Raw genomic sequence first — 21,435 nt, 5'->3', positions numbered from 1 at the left:
GGGGCCCTATGCAGAATGGACGGCACAGCCCACGACGCAGGAGTCTGATTCGGGAGGCCTGATGGCACTGGCGAGACCAGGGCCATCAGGAGCGGGTCAGGTGCGCTTGAACTGGCTCAGTACAAAGAGGGTGGTGGCGCAGACTACGACCGAGGGACCGGCCGGGGTGTCCTGATACCAGGAGAGGGCAAGGCCCCCCAGCACGGCGAGACAGCCTGTCAGGGCGGCAAAGCCGGCCATCTGCTCCGGAGTCTGGCTGAAGCGGCGGGCGGTGGCGGCGGGAATGATCAGCAAGGAGGTGATGATGAGCGCCCCGACGAACTTCATGGCCACGGCGATGACCAGGCCTATCAGCAACATCAGCACGCAGCGCAGCACATCCACCCGCACCCCTTCCACCCGGGCCAGCTCTTCCGAGATGGTCATGGAGAGCAGGGGATCCCAGAGTCGCCACAGGGTGAGCAGCACCAGGGCGCCGCCGCCGTAGATCCAGAGCAGGTCCATGGGCTGCACCGAGAGCAGGTCGCCAAACAGGTAGGCCATCAGATCCACCCGCACGTTGTCCATGAAGCTCAGGGTGACCAGACCCAGCGACAGGGCGCTGTGGGCCAGAATGCCGAGCAGGGTGTCGGTGGCCACCTGCTGGTTGCGGCTCATGATGACCAGCAGCATGGCCATGGCGAGGCAGCAGACCACGACCGCCAGGGTGAGGTCCACCTGCAGCAGGATGCCGAGGGCGAGGCCGAAGAGGCAGGCATGGGAGAGGGTGTCGCCAAAATAGGCCATCTTGCGCCACACCACGAAGCTGCCAAGCGGCCCGGCCAGCAGGGCGATGCCGAGTCCGGCCGCGAGGGCGTATAACAGAAAGCTGTCCACGTGAAGATCCTAGTTGTTGCGAGAGGGCAGGCGGATGACGGGGGCCTGCGGTTCATGATGATGGTGTTCGCCATCGCAGTGGTGATGGTGGGTATAGACCGCCAGCACCTCCCGCTCCGGTCGCCCGAACAGGCGGGCAAATTCCGGGTGGCGGGCCACGCTCTCCGGCTCGCCGTGGCAGCAGACGTGGCGATTGAGGCAGATCACCTCGTGAGTGCTGGCCATCACCAGGTGCAGATCGTGGGAGACCATCAGCACGGCGCAGTGGAACTCGGCGGCCAGCTGGCTGATGAGGGCATAGAGCTCGATCTGGCCCGTGATATCTACCCCTTGCACCGGTTCGTCCAGCACCAGCAGCTCGGGTTTGACCAGCAGGGCGCGGGCCAGCAGTACCCGCTGCATCTCGCCACCGGAGAGCTTCTGCATCCGGTTGTCCAAGAGCTCCTGCGCACCGACCCGATTGAGCGCCTCCTCGATGGAGAGGCGGCTGTTCTTGCCAAGTTGCAGGAAGCGGCGCACCGTCAGGGGGAGGGTGGGGTCCAGATAGAGGCGCTGGGGTACATAGCCGACCCGCAGATCGCGGCGGCGAACGATGTCCCCCGAATCTGGGCTGAGCAAGCCCAGCACCAGCTTGCTCAGGGTGCTCTTGCCCGCCCCGTTGGGGCCGACCAGGGTGGTGATTTTGCCTTTGTTCAGGGTAAAGGAGACCTTGTCGAGCACGAGTCGTCCGTCAAATGAGAGACAGACCTCTTTCAGCTCCACCAGTTGGGTCATGACAGCTCCGGGGTTTACAGCCTGTGAGAGTTATAATATAACAGCGACGTTGGTTTGTTATATTATCACACACACACACCCTGACGAGACCTCTATGCGAATTCTTGCTCTGATCACTGCCCTGATGGCGGTGAGTCTGCCTGTCCGTGCCCTCGAGGTGCTGACCACCATCAAACCCCTGGGCTTCATCGCGGCGGCGATCACCGATGGTGTGAGCGAGCCCGGGGTGCTGCTGCCCACCGGTGCGTCGCCCCACGATTTTTCCCTGCGCCCTTCCGACATGCGCAATATCAAGGAGGCCGATCTGGTGGTGTGGGTCGGTCCCGAGCTGGAAGGCTTCATGGCCAAACCCCTGGCCCAGCATCCTCATGTATTGACCCTGACCCAGGTTCCCGGCATGCCGCTGTACAACTATGCGACCCAGGGGGAACATGACGATCATCACCATGATGACAAGGATCATGACCATGCCGCCCACGACCACGGCTCGCACGACGAGGGCCATGAAGGGCACCACCACGAAGGGGTGGATCCCCACATCTGGCTGGGTCCAACCCAGGCCAAGGTGATTGCCGAGGCGATCGCGACCGAACTGGGCAAGCTGGATCCTGCCAACCAGGCGCGCTATGCCGCCAATCTCGCGGCCTTCGAGGGCAAGGTTGACGCCCTGGACAAGGTGATCGCCGTGCAGATGAACGCGGTGGATCAGAAGGGCTACTTCGTGTTCCACGAAGCCTATGGATACTGGGAGCGTCACTACGGCATGAGCTCCAAGGGACACTTCACCGTGAGCCCGGAGCGTCGCCCGGGAGCCAAGACGCTGATTGACATCCGCAAGGCGCTGGAAGAGAAAAAGGCGAGCTGCATCTACGCCGAGCCGCAGTTCTCCCCGGCGGTGATCGAGTCGGTTGCCCGCAATACCGGGGCCAAGGTGCTGCTGCTGGACGAAGTCGGCGAGCAGGTGCCGCTCGGTCCGGACGGTTATCCGCAATTCATGCAGCAGTTGGCGGATGCCTTCGCCCAGTGCCGCTAGGCCTTGCCCGACATTGACGATAGAGGCGGCGCGGCCAACTATACTGACCTCCAGCATCTGATATGGAGTGTCAGTCATGAAATGGTTGCTCGTCTCTGCCTGCACGCTGACCCTGCTGGGATCCGGCATACAGGCATCCGGTCTTTCCGAACACATCGCCAGCCCGGAACTCAGGGCAAAAATGCAGGCGGTCTATGGCGCCAGAGCGATCCAGCGGTCCGAGGCCTTCTCTCGTCTGCTGACGCCAAGAGCCGGAACGACGGACCAGCAGAAGCTGGAGCTGGTGAACAACTACTTCAACAACCTGACCTACAGCGAGGATCCCAGACTGTGGGGGGATGATGATTATTGGGCCAATCCGCTGGAGTTCATCGGGGCGAGAGGAGGGGATTGCGAGGACTACAGCATCGCCAAGTACTATACCCTGATGGAGCTGGGGGTCGACGAGAAGAAGCTGCGGCTGGCCTATGTGAAGGCAATTCGTTACAACCAATTCCACATGGTGACGTTGTACTTCCCGACCATCAAGTCAGATCCCCTGGTGCTGGACAACATCAATGGCCGCATCCTGCCGGGGAGCAAGCGCAATGATCTGCAGCCGGTTTACAGTTTCGATGCCAAAAGCATCTGGATCATGAAATCCCGTCGCGAGGGAACCCTGGCGGGGAGTGCCGATCGCCTGGCCCAGTGGACCTCGATGCAGAGCCGCTTCTCCAGCGAGCATTTGCGCTCCCCCCGTCGCCAGCTATAACTTGCCCGCCGCCTTCAACTCCTCGAAATATTTTCCCGCGCCCGGATGCTGTTCGACACTCAGCACCGGGCCTATTTTGTTGCGCGCCTTGTGAAACAGGTTCGCATAGCCATAGGTCTGTTCGTTGAAACTGGTTTGCTGACTCAGCATGGCCCGGGTCAGCCGATAGACCTCGTCATCGGGAGTGGCGGCATTGGTCACCAGGGTGGCGGCGATGGCGAAGGTGGGGGTTGCCTTGAGGTTGCCCGGGTAGATGCGTGCCGGCACCTGGCTGCGCTGATAATACCTGACCCCCTTGAGCAGCTGGTCCCTTACGGGCCCCTCGATCGCCAGGAAGCGCACGGCGCAGCGCTTGGCGGTGTCCAGCACGATGCGGTTGGGATGACCCATGACAAGGCCATAGGCATCGATCTGTTTATTGCACAACGCTTCGGAGAGATTGGCGACGCTCTTCAAATCGAGATCTTGCTCCTTTGCGCCCAGAACATTGAACAGGGCCAATGCCGTTTGACGAGTCCCTGAACTCTTCAGGCCCATGTCGATGGGGGCCAGCTTGAGCTGCTCCAGGGTGGTGATATCCCCATCGGCTCGCACCACTATGGTGAAAGGTTCGGCGTGGGTGGCAAAGAGCGCCCTCAGCTCGGGTTGTGGCTGGGCAGCGAAAGGCCCGGTGCCCTGGCTGGCCTGATAGAGCCAGTCGGACTGGACGAGCGCATAGGGTACCTCTCCCGTTTTCAGCTGGCGGAGATTTTCGATGGACCCGGAGCTGGCCTGTAGTTTGCAGGGCATCGTGGGGTCACTTTTTTTGGCCAGTCTGCAGAACTCCTTGATGACCTGATAATAGATGCCTTGCTCCCCCCCTGTGCCTATGGTCATGGTGGTCGCGTGCAGGGTCGGTTGCCACAGCAGGGCGAGCAGCAGCAGCGGGATCCTCATGATGCATTCTCCTGAGTGGCATAACCATCGATGCCCCAACTGCGCAGCATGTCCACATCGCTTACGTCGCCGGCTTCCGCCAGCAAGGTGTAGCCGGAAGCATGGAGGCATTGGGAGAGCAGGTTCCAATAAAGGGGGGACTGGGTGAGCTGGCAACTGATGAAGACAGGTCTGATGGGGTCGAGCCTGGCCAGATTGTCGTTGTTCATCGGGATGTTGCTGAATGCCAGCTCAATCCCCTGGGACTGGAGTGCGGTCAGTCGTTCCTCGGCCAGGGGGGGGAAGATCGCCAGATCCCAGCGCCAGTCCAGCGTCTTACCACGAGCGCTGGTCAGCACGGGGGCAAACTGCGCCCAGTCTGGGTGGCCGAGCAGGCTGAGAGGCAGCTGGAGCCCTTCCGCCTTCTGAGTCAGCCAGTCGTTGAGCAGCCCCCGAATTTCATCCGGCGAACTGTCCGTGGTGGGGGGGTGCTTGGGTAGCAGGCGGCTGTAGAGCCTGATACTCCCCTGAGTGGAGAAGAAATGCTGCTGATAGGTGTTGCCATCGGTGTCGACCAGCCCAACGAGCTTCTGGTGGGTCGGGAGAGCGTCGTGCTTGCCAAGCTGGGTGATCTTGAGCCGCTGTTGCAGCAGGTCCCGCTTGCGTTCAGAGACCAGCTGGTTGATGGAGACAACGACTTCCTGCAATTCGCGAAGCCACGGGGTTGGCAGGTTGCCGCTGAACTGGCGTTTGCGGATTCGGGCCAGTTGCAGACTGATCTGTTCGAGGGGGCGCAGCAGGCGGCGGCACACCCAGGTGATTACCAGGCTGAACACCAGCAGGCCGGCGAGCAGCGCAAGTCCGGTACGACTGATGGCGTTCCACAGATGCTGGTAGGCGTAACCCTTGTGTCCCTCGAGCGTGAGGGTACCGAGAATGCGCCAGCCGTCGGTCAACTCCTGCTCAATCTTGACCGGTGGCATGTCGATAACTGAGGGGAGCCAGCCTGGAACATTTTGCTGTGCGGTGTGGAACACCTTCTGGAACAGCACCTGGCCATCCGGATCCAGCAGAACGACGGAGTTGACGAAGCCTCCGTCGAACATGGCGTTCACTATGGTCTCGGCAAGGACCTTGTCATCGTTGAGCAGAGTGCCCTGCAGCACCAGCCCCAGTGCGGTGATGGCGGTTTCAAGGTTGGCCGACATCTGGTCGAGAATAGACTGTCGTACCGTGGTGATCTCCAGCACGAGCAGCAGCGCGGCGCCGATGGTGAAGAGGATTAGGATGATTACATTTAACAATTTTGCCAATGACATACCCACTCCATGGAGATGTTTTTGCAACATTTTCTGGGCCGGAGAGCACCACAACCGGACTTGGTTCTTAAAAATAGAAAAAAATGGCTGAAAATGACGATCATTTCTGCCCATGCTGGAAGGTTATGCATAAAATGTGAGTTTCGTGCATGGAGCTATGAACTTTTTGTAAGTATTTAGGTCTAAAAGCCAGATATTCGGTTTTCATAATAAAAACTCATAAAAACAGACCCACAACCACCACCCTTAGATCTAATAACAGGATAGCGGATGAAACGTCTCCGTCCCTTGGTAGCCCAGGCTGCCAATTGGGAACCCCCGGTTCCCCGCAAGCATTTCTATGCCATGCTATTGCTCACGGCCATGACGCTGTCAGCGGTAGCCGTATTGCCAGCTCCCGGTGACATCCTGGAGCGGCCACTGCGTCTGGAGTTGCCGATCGCCACCACGGGCACCGCAACCAACGAAGACAACACCGACTTCAACGACATTCCGGATCACGAGCTGGTCGAGTCAGCCGCTCCCGAAGACGACATCCCGGCCGATGCCACGCCTCAATGGCAAGATTACCGGGTTCGCAACGGCGAGAACCTGACCACCATCTTCAACAACCTGGGGCTGTCCACCACCACCCTCTACAAGGTGCTGGATGCGGATGCCAAGAACAACCTGGCGCGTCTCAAACCCGGTCAGACCATCGAGTTGCTGATCGATCAGGACAACATTCTGCAGCAGTTGAAGATCCGCCTGAACATCAAGCAGACCCTGGTGCTGGAGCGTACCGACGACACCTATAGCGCCAACATGCTCAATGAAGAGGTAGAGTGGCAGCAGAAGAGCTATGACGGTGTCATCAACGGCAGCTTCTACGTCAGCGCCCGCAATGCCGGTATCCCGGCCAACCATATCCAGAAGATTGCCAACCTGTTCCAGTGGCGCCTCAACTTCGCCAAGGATTTGAAAAAGGGTGACAAGTTCAAGGTGCTGGTCCGTCAGGAGACGGTCGACGGCAAGAGTACGGGCAATACCCAGTTGCTGGGGGTCGAGGTGTTCAGCCAGGGCAAGGCCGTGTCAGCCTGGTTGTCGGAAGATGGCAACTATTATGACGGTCAGGCAAACAGCCTGGAGCGCGGCTTCCGCCGTTATCCGACTCACAGCCGTTACCGGGTCAGCTCCAGTTTCAACCCGAATCGCCGTCATCCCATTACCGGGCAGGTCCGGCCCCATGAGGGAACCGACTTTGCCTTGCCGGTAGGCACGCCCATCATGGCGACCGGTGACGGTGTGGTCCTCAAGGCAACCAGCCACCCGCTGGCAGGCACCTATGTCGTGATCAAGCACGGCCGTACCCTGATGACCCGTTATCTGCACCTGAGCAAGCTGCTGGTCAAGCCGGGCCAGAAGGTGAAGATGGGTGACAAGATTGCCCTCTCCGGCAACACGGGCCGCTCCACCGGTGCTCACCTGCACTACGAAGTACGCATCAACAACCGCCCGGTGGATCCCATGAAGATCAAGCTGCCGATGGCGGAGCCGCTCTCCGGCAAGGACAAGCGTCAGTTCCTCGCCAAGGTGAAGAGCTACCGCAAAGAGATGGAGGCGGGCTGAACGGCTCCCTCCTGACGAAAAAGGCCCCGCCAACTGGCGGGGCCTTTTCATTGCAGAACGGCTTCAATAACCCTTGTCAAAGTCGATCCTGCCGTCCAGCTGCTGACCATCGATGAAGCGGATGTAGTTGCGGATGAAGATCTGGGCCACATCTTCCGGGAAGCTGTAGGCGCTGTTGTGGGGCGTCACGATGAGATTGGGTTGGTGCCAGAGCGGGCTGTCAGCGGGCAGGGGTTCCTGCTCGAACACATCGAGCACCGCCATGGCGGGCTTGCCGGCTTGCAGTGCCGCCAGCAGATCCCCCTCATGGACGGCATTGCCTCTACCGACGTTGAAGAAGATGGCGCCCGGTTTGCAGTGGCCGAAGCGTTCGGCGGTGAAGAGGTGGCGAGTCTCGCGGGTGGCGGGCAGCACGCTGACGATGACATCGGCCTGGGCCAGCATCTTGTTGAGAGCCGGCAACTGGTACACCTGATCGAACCCGGCACGCTCACGGCCACTGTGGCTGATGCCGAGCACCCTCATGCCAAAATGCTTTCCGGTGTGGGCGATATGCTGCCCTATGCTGCCGGTACCGAGCAGCAGCAGCGTCTTTCCCTTCAAGCCCTGATAGGGATGGCTCTGCCAGACGCCCTGCTGCTGCTGCTCGCGATAGAGTGGCAACTGGCGGGTCAGGCTGAGCAGATGGCCGAACACATACTCGCTCATCAAGGGGCCGAAGATGCCGCGGACATTGGTGAGCAGGTAGTCGCGGCGGCAACTGGCGTCCAGCAGCACGTCGACCCCGGCATAAGTGGACTGGAGCCAGCTGAGCTTGCCGGCCTTGGCCAGCAGCGGCTTGGCCCGGGCAGGCTCGGCCATCAGGATATGAGCGTCACCGATAAGCTGTTCGGCCTCGGCCTGATTGTCGGCCCGAAGAATGTGCAGATGGGGAAGATGGGCCGCCTTGAGCAGGCGTTCATAGTGGCTGTTGTCCTGACTCAACAGCAGCAGGGTACGTTGGCTCATACTCTTGTTCCTTATCGTGTTTATGGCAAGGCGAGAGGGATGCTGTCTCCATCTTACCCCAGTTGATCGGGCAAGATAGTCGAGCAGGGCGCTTTTTCATTTTTAGACGGGGCCCTCGTGGGCTACAATCTGCCCCACATTTTGCAAAGGATCCGACTCCAGTGTTTGGTGACAAGTTTTATAAGCGACTGGCCGAGCTGCAGCCCTGGCAGCAAACCGTCTATACCCTGGCGCTGGCAGAGCGCATGTACCCCAACTATGTGCTCTTTACCCAGGCTTCCGGTTTCGGGGATGCGAGGGCATTCCGTCACGCGCTGGATCAGATGTGGAACTACCTGACGGTCAAGGGATCCCGCGTCAATCTTGGTGCCATTCTGGAAGCGTTTGAAGTCTACATTCCCGATCCCCGCAAGTTTGAATCCTACGGCGCCTATCCGGCACTGGACGCCTGCGTGGCGCTGGGCTGTGCCTACAACTCGGTGATCTGCCGGGTGGGGGAAGAGGCCAACGACGCCAGCCATGCGTCTGTCGGCACGGTCGCCGGCTTCATCGAGATGCTGGAAGAGCGGGATCTCAGCGATGAGGAGCTCTATGAGCACGAGTACATGGAAGCGGAGCTGGAGTTCCAGGTCGAACTGCTCAAACGGGTGGCCCATGAACGGGACAGCGACCGCATCCTTGCCATCCGCGCCTTCGCGGCCCAGGACGGCGTCTCCAACATCGGCATCAGCCTGGAGGCGTAACGCCATCGCGTACTGCCCATAAAAAAAGCTCCCGGTCGGGAGTTTTTTTTATCTCTGAGCGTTCATTTTTTTGGTGTGTGAGAAAGCATTTATGCATTTTTTTCAAATGGTTAACTTTTTTTCTCCTGATTCTTAGGGGCCATTCGTTGCTGTTGTAAGCTCGCTTCTATTGGTTGCACTTGACAGAGAATCACCGACGAGAACATCTCCATTACTGAGGTCATCTATGAATGCAACAGAGCTTTGGCAGCTTTCCCCCGAGCAATTCAACGAGTGGCGGCGTGAGAACGATTATCCCCGTATCTGGGCGCTGCTGGTGGCGTCGCTGCCCCATTTCGACGACTGGATGGCGGAGCAGAAGATAGAAAAAAGCGTGATCTTCCAGATCGGCATCGCCCGCTTCATCAGCTCCCGCTGCGTGCTGAGCCTTTGTGTCTACATGAGCGACGACAAGGTCCGCCTGTATGAGAGCGCCTCGAGTGCACTGGAATCCCTGCGCAAGAGCGGCCTCATTCGCTCGGAGACCCGTTTCGAGCCTTACAGCATGTGGCTGGCGGGAAAACATGGCAATGACGAGGTGAAACGGGTGCAAAGCCTGCTTTCGGTCTCGGAGAACAACAAGGGGGAGGCCCAGGTGCTGGGCAAGCATCGTCTGCTCAACATCGGCGGTGTTACCCTCAAAAGCCCCATCATCTCCGGCCGGTTGCTCGATTTTACCTGTCTCGACGAGCTCTCTCTCGATGGGGCCGTCAACAACTCCAAGGTTTATCTGTGGCACTGCTCGGCCAAGGGGGTCAGGGTCAATGGCGGGGTGATCGGGCTCGATCTGTTCGACTCCCTGCTGTGGGACCACAGGGCCTGGGCCAAGAAGCGGGAGCTGGCGCTGGAGGACGGGGTCTTTCAGGACTTCACCATAGAGTGCGAGGAGATCCGCTTCCACTCCTCCCGGGCGGTGCTGAAAAACTTCAGCGTCAGCGCCAAGAACTTCGATGCCACCATGGAGCACACCAACCTGGACAAGGTGGAGGTGGTCTACAACGACAATGGGCGGATCGACCACAACGAGGCGAGCAAACTCTATCGCAATGCCAAGCGTCTCTTCTCCAGCGTGGGTGACACCGTCGACGCCGGCGAGTGCTACTACAAGGAGAAGCTGCACGAGATGAAGTCCCTGGCGAGCCCGCGGGAGCTGTTCCGGGAGCGCTGGTTGCGCAGCGGTCCGATGACGAAGTGCTGGCTCTCCCTGTTGTGCTATCTCAAGTGCGCGGGCAAGTTCATCAGCTTCATCACCTGGGGGTTTGGGGAGCGTCCCATCAGAAGCCTGCTGATGTCGATGGGGGTGATCCTGCTGGCGACCCTGACCTATTTCCTGGCACCGGAGTCTGCAACCCACGGCCATCTGGGGCGCTCCCTCTATTTCAGCATCGTCACCTTCGTGACCCTGGGTTATGGGGACATCTCCCAGACCTCCTCGCCGCTGCAACTGCTGTCGGCCATCGAAGCCTTCTGCGGCATGTTCCTGACCGGTCTCTTCCTCGCGGGTTTTGCCTCGAAAACCAAGCAGTATTGACGGGAGTGCCGGCGGCGGGTGCCATCAGTGCCCGCCTCCGGTGCCCTCCTGCTGTCTTCCCATCCCTCCCGGCTGGCTCGGCGACCCTGCTTGACGCAGCGGCGGTGGAGCGACTTTATTTAAAGTCATCGCATGCCATGGCAAGCGATGGCGCCACCAGCGCCCGGACATGACGCAATCAGAGGAGAAAGCCCGGTATCGATCCGCCAACCACCGATGTAGAGAAGGAATAACGCTATGATATTGAATCACTTATGGGGATTGTATGCCCATCCCCACACCGAATGGCATACCATAGACGAGCGGCACGACAGCTTCAGAAACAGTCTGACCCACATCCTGCTCGTGGCCCTTATCCCTCCCATCTGCGCCTACTATTCCGCCGTTCACATCGGCTGGAGCATCGGGGTCGGTGATCCCATCACCCTGACCGCCAACAGTGCATTCAAGCTGTCGGTCGCCATGTACGTGACCCTCATCATCGGCGTGCTGGCACTCTCCTATCTGGTGCACTGGATGGGGCATACCTTCGGCTCGGATCCCAGCTACACGACCTCGCTGGAGCTGGCGGCCTACACCTCCACGCCACTCTTCATGGTGGGCTTCTCCGCTTTCTTCCCGCATCTCTGGTTCGTGATGCTCATCGGTTTGGTCGGGCTGACCTATTCCGTCTACCTGCTCTATATCGGCGTGCCCATCCTGATGCACATCACCAAGGAGCAGGGATTCATCTACGCCAGCTCAGTGGTGACGGTCGGCCTGGTGTTGCTGGTCTGCGTGCTGGCTGCCACGGCCATCCTGTGGGGATCCGGCTTCGGTCCCGTCTTCACCCAGTAGCCGTGCGTGCCGACGGCAACGACGACAAGGGCGCCTTGATGGCGCCCTTGTCGTTGATCTCTCGCCTGGTCGGCGTGTCTTTGCCAGACCCTGGAGGGAAGTCGTCTGCGTTGATCAGCGGGGATTGCCGCTGCCGATGCCAAACGGGATGCGGTAATCGCTGCTCTGATCGCCGAGGCTGACGGTCAGGTTGCCCTGGGCGCGGCTCGGGATCTGTACCTGTTGGGTACCCATCAGGTTGGCGTGGACGGAGGCTACCAGATCACCGGATTCATCGCGCACCTCCAGCATGGGGTTGGCCTTGCCGGCCATGGCGGCGCTGGCATGCCAGTTCACGAACAGCACACCCGGGGTGGCGTTGAAGTCGGCGGGGACGGAAGCCTGGGCAACACCGGCGCTCATCAGGCCTGCAACGGCCAGCATCTTGATCACGTTTTTCATGTTCATTCACTCTCTTGGTTTTTATGTCATTGGCAAGGCCTGACAGGCCTGCATCAATGCATCCTTGCAAGAGGTCATTCAAATGGTGTGTTGTTTTGTCACGGATGTTTGTCACCCATATGGATGGGGGACGGCCATGAACGACCAGTTGTTTTGCGGCTTGGCGCTCCTGCCTAAGCGATGCGTGAATATTAAGCGCCTCACCCGGTCATTGTTAGCGAGATAAACTGGCCTACACGTTCAAAAAATATGAATGATGTTTTGTGGGGGGGACATAGACGGGTTGGAGGGGAGTCACCCTTCCGGAGAGAGGTGCATGTCCCAGACCTGACACCGGATTGTCACATCCGGTGCGTACTGTGCGGTTTCATTTTAAAACTGCTTCAAGGATGGCTATGTTTCGCGTCTCTTCCCTTGCCGCCTGCGTGGCGGCCACCCTGCTGAGCGGCTGCAATTCGGGCAACGACTCCTCCTCGCCTGCCGTCGGCGACTATCAATACAGCACCAAGGCGGTCTATGCCGCCCGTCAGGCAATGAACAGCTATGAGGTTGCCCCTGAAGGCTTTAGTCCCGTCTTCACCGAACTGGTGGCACGCCATGGCTCCCGCTCGCTGTCCAGCCCCAAATACGATGTGCTGACCAAGCTGGTGTGGGAGGATGCCGCGAGGCAGGGGGCCTTGACCGAGCTGGGCCAACGGCTCGGCGCCAAGGTGGACGCCGTCACGGCCGCCAACCAGACCCTCGGCTATGGCCTGCTGAGTGCGCTCGGTAAGGAGGAGCACGCCAACCTGGCGACCCGGCTCGCCGAACGGCTGCCCACCCTGCTGGCCACTGAATCGACTCCCCTCTGCCTCAAGGTCGAGACATCGGGCAAGGATCGCGCCAACGAAAGCGCCTACTTCTTCATGCAGAGCCTGGCCAAACGGGTCTCTCTGGTGACAGACAGCCCCGACTGTTACGTCAGCCAGGAGAACCCTTCCGAGATCGACAAGGGGCTGCGCAACAAGTTCGAGCTCTACTTCCACAAGACCGAGCCGCAGGGGGAGTACACCCGGTATCTGCCCACCTTCCAGGCCTATCAGGCCTTTGTCGGGGACGAAGATAACGGGGTGGCTCCCGCTCCCGAGCTGACCGAGGCCCTCGATGCGCTCAAGGCCCTGCCCAGGACCCGGGTGATGGCCCGCGAGATGCTCGAGCGTCTCTACAGCAAGGCCTTCGTCGACGAGCTGGCCGCCGGGGTGGATTACGTGGCGGTGAATCCGGAAGACGGCGGCAAGACCCATGTGCGCGACGAGGTGGACGCCGCCCTCATGCTCTACAACCTCTTCATCATCGGCCCGGGGATGATCCGGGAGGCGCAGGCACAAGGCGGGTCCTGGGATTTCGAGCAGTTCATCACGCCAGAGGAGTCTGCCTGGTTCTCCTACCTTTCCGATGCCGAGGACTTCTACGAGAAGGGGCCGAGTCTTGCCAGCCAGAGCACCACCTACGCCGTGGCCCAGCCCCTGCTTGACGGCCTCTTCAACGAGGTACAGACCCAGGTGGTGGAAGAGGCGGGCGAGCATGTCGCCAAGCTGCGCTTCGCCCATGCGGAGACCCTGATCCCGCTGGCGGCCCTGATGAAGCTGGAAGGGAGCCGCCAGAGCGCCCAGCCCGGCGTGCTGATGAGCCAGGAAAACAACGAATGGCGTGGCGGCTGGGTCTCTCCCTATGCGGCCAATATCCAGTGGGATGTCTACCGCAACGAGGCCGGCCGGGTGCTGGTGAAGATGCTTTACAACGAGAAGGAGCTCGCCTTCAAGGCAGGTTGCTCCCCCATTGCGGTGGGCAGCTTCTTCTATGACTTCGGCGAGCTCAAACGCTGTTACGACTACTCGTCCTGACGCGCTCGTACCATCCCCGGGGCCGGTCATCGCCGGCCCCGATTTTTTTTGGTTCAGGCGGAGCCGGCTTGTCGACGACCCGCCTGCCAGGTGGTGCCCATGGAGGCGGCGATGATGGCGGTTATCCCGAGCCATTGGGACGGGGGCAACTGCTCGCCCAGCCATACCAGTCCCATCAAGGCTCCCATGGCCGGTTCACCGCTGGTGAGAATGCCGTAGCTCTTGAGGGGAAGGCGGCGCAGGGCAAACATCTCGAGAGAGTAGGGGATGGCGCTCGAGAGCAGCCCCACCCCGATGATGGTGAGGATCACGGGGACGGTGAATGAAGCCTCGATCGCACCCTCAAGCCCGAAGGGCAATACCAGCAGGGTGCCCACCCACATGCCCAGCGCCGGAGCCTGTGCGCCCAGCAAGGCTCCTGCCCGCTTTCCGGTGAGCATATAGAGCCCCCAGAAGAGGCCAGCCCCGAGAGCCAGTGCGGCACCCAGGGGATCGATGGCCTGCTGTGTTGCCCGCAGGGGCAAGAGCAGCAGCAGCCCGGCGATGGCCAGTATCAGCCAGATGAAGTCCGCCCGGTGGCGTGAGGAGATCAGAGCCACCGTCAGGGGGCCGATGAACTCGATGGCCAGGGCTACGCCGAGGGGAATGCGTGCGATGGCCAGATAGAAGAGCAGGTTCATGGCCCCAAGCGACAGGCCGTAGGGGATGGCGCCCAGCAGGGTGCGTCGGTCGAGGGGGCACGCCAGATGCGAAACACCAGGGAGAGGAGGAGGGCGGCGCACCCCAGCCGGAACAGGGTCGTACCTGCGGCACCCAGCAAGGGAAACAGGGATTTGGCCAGGGAGGCGCCGAGGGTGATCGACAACATGGCGAGCAGGACGGCCAGAAGAGAGGAGAGGGCATTGGGATTGGGTTGCATGGTGTTCATACCGGGCAGGACGATGAGCAATAAAATATATCTGGATACTTGGGTAAACCGGTCTAATACTGGCCTTGTGCGATAATTTTTATCTAATGAACCCCATGACCGACAAATTTGATCTGCTCATCCTCGCCGAGCTGCAACAGGATGCTCGTCTGCCCACGCCGGAGCTGGCCCACAGGGTCGGTCTTTCCGCCCCAGCCTGCTACCGCCGCGTCCGCGCCTTGCGGGAGTCCGGTCTCATCGAGCGGGAAGTGGCGCTGGTGGCACCGTCCACCATGGGCTGGCCCATCACCATGCTGGTGCTGGTGACCCTGGAGCGGGATCATGGCCGCATCGTCGATGAGATGATCGCCAGCCTGCAGCGGGAACCCGAGGTGATGGATCTCTGGTATGTGACGGGGGAGCAGGACTTCGTGCTGCAAGTGGCCGCCAGGGACATGCAAAGTTACGAGCAGTTCACCCGTCGGGTGCTCCATGCCAGGGACCAGGTGCGCAGTTTCAAGACTCTGGTGGTCATGGGACAGCACAAGCGTTGCGGCGCCTTGCTGCCCGGGTAAAGAGGGGGTTGCGCCGAAGCCTTGCCGGCATTGCGGGAGCGCCGTCAGGGAAACGAACAGGGGCAGGTACGGCCTGCCCCTTCTGTGTCAGCCAGGTTCTCCGGGCGCCAGCTCCTCTGCCGTCATGGGGCGCAAGACCCGGCAGGGATTGCCGACCGCCACCACGCCTGCCGGAATGTCTCTGGTGACAACTGATCCCGCCCCGATGACGCTGTTGTCCCCTATGGTGACGCCCGGGCAGATGACGACGCTGCCCCCAATCCAGACGTTGTTGCCGATACGCACCGGCTTGCCGAACTCCACCCCCTTGATGCGCGGCGCTACCGCCACCGGGTGGGTAGCGGTGTAGATCTGCACTCCGGGGGCCAGCAGCACGTTGTCGCCTATGTGTACCTCGCACACATCCAGGATGGTGCAGTTGAAATTGGCGTAGAAATTCTCGCCGACAAAGATGTTGGCGCCATAGTCGCAGAAGAAAGGGGGCGTGATGAAACAGCGTTCTGCGCGGCCACCCAGCAGGCGGGTGAGGCGCTCATCCCAGTCAGGGGCATCGGTTCGCTCCCGGTTCAGTTCTCCCAGCAGGGCGCGGCACTGCTCCCGCGCAGCCCGCAGTTCGGGGTCCCCTGCATCATAGGGCGCTCCCGCCACCATCTTCTGCCACTCGGGGCCACGCACGGCGGGCCGCTGCACTGTTGTTGCGTCAGTCATCATTGCTCCATCAGCCAGATCAGGGATTCGTAAGGGCGCAGCTTGCAGGATTGCGGGCGGGCCGGGCTATCCGGGTAGTTGCCAAGCAGCAGTCGCCCCTCCCCGCTTTGCAGCTCGGCAGGCAAGGCAAACTCCACCGGCTCGCCGTAGAAGTTGCTCACAACCAGCAGGGTCTGACCGTTGGTGCGGCGGACATAGGCCCAGATCTGCGGATGCCCGGTCAGCAGCTCTTGATAATCTCCCTGAGTGAAGATGGGGTGCGCCTTGCGAAGGGCGATGAGATCCCGATAGTGCCAGAACACCGAGTGCTGGTCGGCGAGCGCCGCCTCGGCGTTGATCACCGGGTAGTTGGCGGCAGGCTTGAGCCAGGGCGTCCCGCTGGTGAAACCGGCGTTGGAGGCGGCGCTCCACTGCATCGGAGTACGCGAGTTGTCCCGGGACTTGGCACCGAGAATGGCGAGGATCTCGGCCTCGCTCATCCCTTCCGCCTGCTTGATGGCGAAGATGTTGCGGCTCTCCACATCCTGATAGTCATCGATGCGCTGATAACCGGGGTTGGTCATGCCGATCTCCTCCCCCTGATAGATGTAGGGGGTGCCTTGCAGGCCGTGCAGCGTGCTGGCCAGCATTTTGGCGGCGACCACCCTATGCTCGTCCTCATCGCCGAAACGGGAGACGATGCGCGGCTGATCGTGGTTGCACCAGAACAGCGCCGACCACCCCTTGCCATGCATACCGCTCTGCCAGTGGTTGAAGATGCGCTTGAGTTCGAGGAAATCGAACGGGGCCTTGGTCCACTTGTCGCCGCCCGGGTAATCCACCTTGAGGTGATGGAAGTTGAACACCATGGAGAGCTCGGAACCATCCAGCGCGCCATAGCGCTGGCAGTGTTCCAGGCTGGTGGAAGACATCTCGCCCACCGTCATGGCCCCCACGGGGGCGAAGACGTCGCGGCTCACATCCTGCAAAAATTCGTGGATGCGCGGCCCGTCGGTGTAGAAGCGGCGGCCATCCCCCACCTCGTCGTCAGGGAATGCCTGATCCTTGGAGATGAGGTTGATGACGTCGAGGCGGAAACCGTCGACCCCTTTCTTCGCCCAGAAATGGATGATCTTCTTCACCTCGGCGCGCACGGCCGGGTTCTCCCAGTTGAGATCCGCCTGCTCGCGGGCAAAGAGGTGCAGGTAGTACTGGCCGGTGGCCGGGTCCAGCTCCCAGGCGCTGCCGCCAAACTTGGATTGCCAGTTGTTGGGCACGCCGCCGTCCACCGGATCTTTCCAGATGTAATAGTCGCGATAGGGGCTGTTCTTGTCTCCCAGCGCCGACTTGAACCAGGCGTGCTCGGTGGAGGTGTGATTCACCACTATGTCCATCACGATGCGGATGCCGCGCGCATGGGCGGCGCCCAGCAGGGCCTCGAAGTCGGTCATGGTGCCGTAGGCGGGATCTATGTTGAGGTAATCGGCGATGTCGTAGCCGTTGTCCACCTGGGGGGAGACGTAGACCGGGGTCAGCCAGAGGGCATCGACCCCCAGCGTCTTGAGGTAGTCGAGGCGGGCCATGATCCCCTTGAGATCACCGGTGCCACGGGCGCCGGAATCCTGAAAGCTTTTGGGGTAGATCTGGTAAATCACGGCGCTTTGCCACCAGGGTGTCTGTGTCATGGTTGGTTCGCTCATTGGTTGAAACCGGATTAGTTGGAACAGGGCAACGATAAAAGGCGGAGCCAGGGCTCCGCCGAGGTTGTGTGGATCAGGCCGTGGTCAGATCCAGCTTGCCGGCAGCCTGCTGGCGCTTGTAGACCAGCAGGGTCAGCAGGGCGGGGACCACGATGGCCACCAGCATGGCGATGGCGTAGATGCCCCAGTATTGCGGCTGGATGGAGAGGATGCCTGGCAGGCCGCCCACCCCGATGCCGTTGGCCATCACCCCGGCGAAGCCGCAGATGAGAGCCGCACAGCTTGAGCCCACCATGGCGCACAGCATGGGGAACTTGTACTTGAGGTTGATGCCGTACATGGCCGGCTCGGTCACCCCGAGATAGGCGGAGATGGCGGCCGGGACCGAGATCTCCCGCTCGTTCTCCTTGCGGCTGATCAGGATGATGCCGACGACCGCAGACGCCTGGGCGATGTTGGAGAGGGCGATCAGCGGCCAGATGGGGGTGCCGCCCATGCTCTGCATCAGTTGCAGGTCCACCGCGTTGGTGGTGTGGTGGATGCCGGTGATGACCAGGGGCGCATAGAGGAAGCCGAACAGGGCTGCGCCGATGGGGGCAAACGAACCCGTCATGGCCGCCTTGGCGGCAAAGCCGACGCCGTCACCAATCCAGCGGCCGAACGGACCGATCAGGGCGTGTGCCACGATCACCGCCAGCAGCAGGGAGATGAAGGGCACAATCACCAGGTAGAGATAGGCCGGGATGATGCGCTTGAGGCTGGTCTCCACCCATGCGAGGAAGACACCCGCCAGCAGGGCCGGAATGACCTGGGCCTGATACCCCACCTTCTGGATGACGAAGAGGCCGAAGTCCCACACTTCCGGGGTCTGCTGGCCGATGCCATAGGCGTTCATCAGTTGCGGCGACACCAGCGTGATACCCAGCACGATGCCGAGGATCTCGGAGCCGCCCATCTTCTTCACCGCAGACCAGCAGACACCCACCGGCAGGAAGTGGAAGATGGCTTCACCCAGCAGCCAGAGGAAGGCGTGCACCTGGGCCCAGAACTGGCTGATCTCGGTGAGGGTGTGGGTGCCGTCGTCGAACATCTTGATATCGCCGATGACGTTGCGAAAACCCAGGATCAGGCCGCCGGTGATGATGGCGGGCAGCAGGGGCACGAAGATCTCCGCCAGGTGGGAGATGCCGCGCTCCAGCGGATTCATGTTGTGGCGGGCGGCCTGTTTGGCGGCCTCCTTGCTGCCGCCGCTCACGCCGATCTCCTGGGTGAGCGCCTTGTACCACTGATCCACCTCGTTGCCGATCACCACCTGGAATTGGCCGCCCTGGGTGAAGCTTCCCTTCACCGAAGGGATGGTCTCGATGGCCTTGGGATCGGCCTTGGCCGGATCGGCCAGCACGAACCTGAGCCGGGTCAGGCAGTGGCTGACAGTGGTGATGTTCTCTTTGCCGCCGATCCGCTCGATCAACTGCGCCAGATGCTGTGTGTTGACTTTTGACATGAGCCTTCCCTCTGTGACTCCATGAATAATGGTCGTGTCTTTACCGGCTGGCCAAGGACCGCCCGTTTATTGGTATCGTTCCCAATCAGCATGAAGCCAGTGGCTGGCATCGGCAATGGGAACGTTCCCAATTCGTGGCGCTGGTCACAAAAAGCGCAAAACGCCGGGAATGGAGGAAAAGATAGACTACAGGGGCTGACAGGGGGCGATGGTCGCTCTGGGGGGCTGCCCCTCTTCAATCTGGTCGAGCAGCTGTCTGGCGGCCAGGATGCCGGCGTCCTTGTAGCCGAAATCCAGGCTGAGGGTGTTGGCAAAGAGGAACGTCAGCATGGGATTGCTGCCAAGGCCGCTCACCAGGATGTCGGTGCGCCCCTGCTCCTGCAGGTATTTGGCGGCGCCGATGGCCAGGGTGTCGCTGGCACAGACCATGGCCTGGGTGGTGGGGGTGAGCAGCTCGGCCGCGAGCCGATAGCCGCTTTGCAGACCGAGATCCCCGAGGGCGCTGCGGGGCGTGCGCCCCTGTTCCCGACAGTAGTCGAGGTAAGCCTGATGCCGACGCAACCCGGTGGTGAGATCGCTGCGTTCCACCCCGAGATAGGCGACCTCGGTCAGGCCACGCTCTCCGAGGTGGGCAAGCACGGCGCGCACCGCCCCGTCATCGTCGAAGCAGACCGACGAGAAGCCGGGGCGCTCGCGGGCCATCAGCACCAGTTTCTCCCTGAGCGGCGCCATGGCGGCATAGTCCAGATCGTTGAAGGCAAACAGGATGATGCCGTCCACCCCGCGCCGCTCCAGCACCGCCAGGTGCTCGCTCACCTTGGCGGGGGAGAACTTGCTCTCCATCAGCACGGCGTCGTAGCCACGCTGGTAGAGGGTCTCCAGCATGCCGCGCACCGCCTGGTTCTCGGAGCTGGAGTCGAGGCGCGACACCACGATGCCGACCACCTGCTGGCTCTGGCTGCGCATGGCCCGCGCCGATTTGCTCGGGACGAAACCGTGCTGGGCGATCACCGATTCGACCCTGGCCCTGGTCTGGGCATTGACCTTGGGATCCTGATTGAGCACCCGGGAGACGGTCGACTTGCCGACCCCGCTGAGGCGAGCGATATCGAGGATGGTCAGTTTCTTTTCCATGGGGGATCCGTGACAGGGGAGGGCGACAATCGGGATGCAGACATTGTTGTGATTAACTCCTGTGAATACAAGCCCATGGCGTTAGAATGCCCTTTCCCAGGCGACTTTCTTCGCCGTTGCACAGGACGCGCATCATGGATCTGTTGGCAAGTCTGCACTTCTCTCTCTCCATCACGGGCCCCATCTGTCTGGTGCTGGTACTCGGCATCTGGCTCAAGCGGCTGGGTCTCTTGCCCGACAGCTTCGTCGAGTCCGCCTCCCGTCTGGTGTTCCAGGTCACCCTGCCAGCGCTCTTGTTTCTCAGCATGGTGCGCACCGATTTTTCCACCATGCCGAGCCCCTGGCTCATCCTCTACGGCCTGCTCGGCACCCTCGCCGGTTTCCTGGTGCTGGAGGTGCTGGCGGCCCGCTTCATCAGCGAGCAGAAATTGCGGGGCATCTTCGTGCAGGGCAGCTTTCGCGGCAACATGGGGATCATGGGGCTGGCCTATGTGCAAAACGCCTACGGCCCGGAGGGGATAGGGGCCGCCGCCCTGCTGGTGGGCTCCATCACTGTGCTCTACAACGTGCTCGCGGTGATCACCCTGACCCGCAGCCTGGGGGGCGGAAAGGGGCTCGCCCCCATACTCAAGGGGATCGTCAAAAACCCCCTCATCATCGCCATTCTGGCGGCCCTGCCCTTCGGTCTGCTCGGCATCGAACTGCCCCAGCTGGTCATCACCACGGGCAACTATTTCGCCAACATGACCCTGCCGCTGGCCCTGCTGTGCACCGGCGCCAGCCTCAACCTCAAGGCCCTGCGCGGCGGCGCCATGCTGACCGGCTGGGCCACGGTCAACCGGTTGTGCTGCATCCCCGTGCTGCTGGTGCTGGGGGCCTGGGCGCTCGGCTTCAGCCCGCAGGCCCTCGGCATCCTGTTTCTCATCAGCTCTACCCCCACCGCCGCCGCCAGCTATGTGATGACCCGTGCCATGGGCGGTGACAGTGCCCTCGCGGCCAACATCATCGCCACCACCACCCTGGGCTCGCTCGTCACCACCAGCCTGGGGGCCACCCTGATGAACTACCTGGGACTGATGGGGTGATGGGGCGCCGCCATGATGCACGACCCGGGGTTGACGGGATCGGCATTCGCCCTTGACCTTGCCGGAGGCGGCAGCTTTAGGCTGA

At 61.3% G+C, this 21,435-nt stretch carries 21 protein-coding genes; 9 read left to right on the top strand and 12 right to left on the bottom strand.

What is annotated here, in order from left to right:
* Nucleotides 1-96: 96 nt before the first annotated feature.
* Together znuB and znuC are read right to left on the bottom strand one after the other, a co-directional pair.
* Nucleotides 97-876: a zinc ABC transporter permease subunit ZnuB gene (gene znuB, locus C2U47_RS06790; protein ID WP_043152922.1), complete on the bottom strand. Its 780-nt coding sequence runs from the start codon at nt 874-876 to the stop codon at nt 97-99.
* A 9-nt stretch (nt 877-885) separates the two neighbouring features.
* Nucleotides 886-1,650: a zinc ABC transporter ATP-binding protein ZnuC gene (gene znuC, locus C2U47_RS06785; protein ID WP_043152919.1), complete on the bottom strand. Its 765-nt coding sequence runs from the start codon at nt 1,648-1,650 to the stop codon at nt 886-888.
* Nucleotides 1,651-1,744: 94 nt separating this feature from the next.
* Between znuC and znuA the strand changes: the two genes are divergently transcribed.
* Both znuA and C2U47_RS06775 read left to right on the top strand, forming a co-directional pair.
* The gene (gene znuA / locus C2U47_RS06780) at nt 1,745-2,683 is read left to right on the top strand and encodes a zinc ABC transporter substrate-binding protein ZnuA (RefSeq protein ID WP_043152916.1); all 939 of its coding nucleotides are present in this window, start codon (nt 1,745-1,747) and stop codon (nt 2,681-2,683) included.
* Between the two features lie 76 nt (nt 2,684-2,759).
* Nucleotides 2,760-3,434, top strand: coding sequence for a transglutaminase-like cysteine peptidase (locus C2U47_RS06775; RefSeq protein WP_041212317.1), 675 nt, complete (start codon nt 2,760-2,762; stop codon nt 3,432-3,434).
* On the opposite strand, the gene C2U47_RS06770 is transcribed toward C2U47_RS06775, so the two are convergent.
* Nucleotides 3,429-4,370, bottom strand: coding sequence for a TAXI family TRAP transporter solute-binding subunit (locus C2U47_RS06770; protein WP_042014953.1), 942 nt, complete (start codon nt 4,368-4,370; stop codon nt 3,429-3,431). The two genes, C2U47_RS06775 and C2U47_RS06770, sit on opposite strands and share 6 nt — an antisense overlap.
* On the bottom strand, nt 4,367-5,668 hold the full coding sequence (locus C2U47_RS06765; RefSeq protein ID WP_043152912.1) for a LapD/MoxY N-terminal periplasmic domain-containing protein: 1,302 nt from the start codon (nt 5,666-5,668) through the stop codon (nt 4,367-4,369). Before C2U47_RS06765 ends, C2U47_RS06770 begins: the two co-directional genes overlap by 4 nt.
* Before the next feature lie 270 nt (nt 5,669-5,938).
* On the opposite strand from C2U47_RS06765, the gene mepM reads away from it, so the two are divergent.
* Complete coding sequence (gene mepM / locus C2U47_RS06760; RefSeq protein ID WP_041212320.1) at nt 5,939-7,276, top strand: murein DD-endopeptidase MepM; 1,338 nt, start codon at nt 5,939-5,941, stop codon at nt 7,274-7,276.
* Between the two features lie 63 nt (nt 7,277-7,339).
* Here the strand turns inward: mepM and C2U47_RS06755 are convergent, their stop codons facing one another.
* Complete coding sequence (locus C2U47_RS06755) at nt 7,340-8,284, bottom strand: D-2-hydroxyacid dehydrogenase (protein WP_043152907.1); 945 nt, start codon at nt 8,282-8,284, stop codon at nt 7,340-7,342.
* Between the two features lie 161 nt (nt 8,285-8,445).
* Here C2U47_RS06755 and C2U47_RS06750 point away from each other — a divergent pair, with 161 nt between their 5' ends.
* From C2U47_RS06750 to C2U47_RS06740, 3 genes are all read left to right on the top strand, one after another.
* Nucleotides 8,446-9,027 carry a YjaG family protein gene (locus C2U47_RS06750; protein ID WP_042864483.1) on the top strand — a complete coding sequence of 194 codons (582 nt, stop codon included), beginning with the start codon at nt 8,446-8,448 and terminating at the stop codon, nt 9,025-9,027.
* Between the two features lie 226 nt (nt 9,028-9,253).
* Complete coding sequence (locus C2U47_RS06745) at nt 9,254-10,597, top strand: potassium channel family protein (RefSeq protein ID WP_043152903.1); 1,344 nt, start codon at nt 9,254-9,256, stop codon at nt 10,595-10,597.
* Between the two features lie 237 nt (nt 10,598-10,834).
* Nucleotides 10,835-11,434, top strand: a complete 600-nt coding sequence (locus C2U47_RS06740; RefSeq protein WP_029314835.1) for a Yip1 family protein — start codon at nt 10,835-10,837, stop codon at nt 11,432-11,434.
* 114 nt (nt 11,435-11,548) lie between these two features.
* Here the strand turns inward: C2U47_RS06740 and C2U47_RS06735 are convergent, their stop codons facing one another.
* Nucleotides 11,549-11,881 carry a hypothetical protein gene (locus tag C2U47_RS06735; RefSeq protein WP_039039727.1) on the bottom strand — a complete coding sequence of 111 codons (333 nt, stop codon included), beginning with the start codon at nt 11,879-11,881 and terminating at the stop codon, nt 11,549-11,551.
* A gap of 383 nt (nt 11,882-12,264) precedes the next feature.
* Between C2U47_RS06735 and C2U47_RS06730 the strand changes: the two genes are divergently transcribed.
* A complete protein-coding gene (locus tag C2U47_RS06730; protein ID WP_043152899.1) occupies nt 12,265-13,758 on the top strand; it encodes a histidine-type phosphatase in 1,494 nt (497 codons plus the stop codon).
* Between the two features lie 53 nt (nt 13,759-13,811).
* On the opposite strand, the gene C2U47_RS06725 is transcribed toward C2U47_RS06730, so the two are convergent.
* Together C2U47_RS06725 and C2U47_RS23735 are read right to left on the bottom strand one after the other, a co-directional pair.
* On the bottom strand, nt 13,812-14,438 hold the full coding sequence (locus C2U47_RS06725) for an EamA family transporter (RefSeq protein ID WP_233735870.1): 627 nt from the start codon (nt 14,436-14,438) through the stop codon (nt 13,812-13,814).
* Nucleotides 14,435-14,677 carry a hypothetical protein gene (locus tag C2U47_RS23735; protein WP_233735869.1) on the bottom strand — a complete coding sequence of 81 codons (243 nt, stop codon included), beginning with the start codon at nt 14,675-14,677 and terminating at the stop codon, nt 14,435-14,437. The genes C2U47_RS06725 and C2U47_RS23735 overlap by 4 nt, the downstream gene beginning before the upstream one ends.
* A gap of 104 nt (nt 14,678-14,781) precedes the next feature.
* Between C2U47_RS23735 and C2U47_RS06720 the strand changes: the two genes are divergently transcribed.
* Nucleotides 14,782-15,240 (top strand): Lrp/AsnC family transcriptional regulator, encoded by a 459-nt coding sequence (locus C2U47_RS06720; RefSeq protein ID WP_039039724.1) that lies wholly within the window; start codon nt 14,782-14,784, stop codon nt 15,238-15,240.
* A gap of 87 nt (nt 15,241-15,327) precedes the next feature.
* On the opposite strand, the gene C2U47_RS06715 is transcribed toward C2U47_RS06720, so the two are convergent.
* The 4 genes from C2U47_RS06715 to treR all read right to left on the bottom strand — a co-directional run bounded on the left by C2U47_RS06715 (nt 15,328) and on the right by treR (nt 20,265).
* Nucleotides 15,328-15,948 (bottom strand): sugar O-acetyltransferase, encoded by a 621-nt coding sequence (locus tag C2U47_RS06715; protein WP_043152895.1) that lies wholly within the window; start codon nt 15,946-15,948, stop codon nt 15,328-15,330.
* Nucleotides 15,948-17,612 carry an alpha,alpha-phosphotrehalase gene (treC, locus tag C2U47_RS06710; RefSeq protein WP_043152892.1) on the bottom strand — a complete coding sequence of 555 codons (1,665 nt, stop codon included), beginning with the start codon at nt 17,610-17,612 and terminating at the stop codon, nt 15,948-15,950. The genes C2U47_RS06715 and treC overlap by 1 nt, the downstream gene beginning before the upstream one ends.
* Nucleotides 17,613-17,700: 88 nt before the next feature.
* Nucleotides 17,701-19,131: a PTS trehalose transporter subunit IIBC gene (treB, locus tag C2U47_RS06705; protein WP_043152890.1), complete on the bottom strand. Its 1,431-nt coding sequence runs from the start codon at nt 19,129-19,131 to the stop codon at nt 17,701-17,703.
* A 186-nt stretch (nt 19,132-19,317) separates the two neighbouring features.
* A complete protein-coding gene (gene treR, locus C2U47_RS06700) occupies nt 19,318-20,265 on the bottom strand; it encodes a trehalose operon repressor TreR (RefSeq protein ID WP_041211765.1) in 948 nt (315 codons plus the stop codon).
* 134 nt (nt 20,266-20,399) lie between these two features.
* On the opposite strand from treR, the gene C2U47_RS06695 reads away from it, so the two are divergent.
* Nucleotides 20,400-21,350: an AEC family transporter gene (locus C2U47_RS06695; RefSeq protein ID WP_103261535.1), complete on the top strand. Its 951-nt coding sequence runs from the start codon at nt 20,400-20,402 to the stop codon at nt 21,348-21,350.
* Nucleotides 21,351-21,435: the final 85 nt, after the last annotated feature.

It is taken from the genome of Aeromonas sp. ASNIH7 (genome assembly GCF_002903485.1).
Taxonomy (GTDB): domain Bacteria; phylum Pseudomonadota; class Gammaproteobacteria; order Enterobacterales; family Aeromonadaceae; genus Aeromonas; species Aeromonas caviae.
Note: the sequence above shows the minus strand (reverse complement) of the source record. Positions and strands in the feature narration are given on the sequence as shown.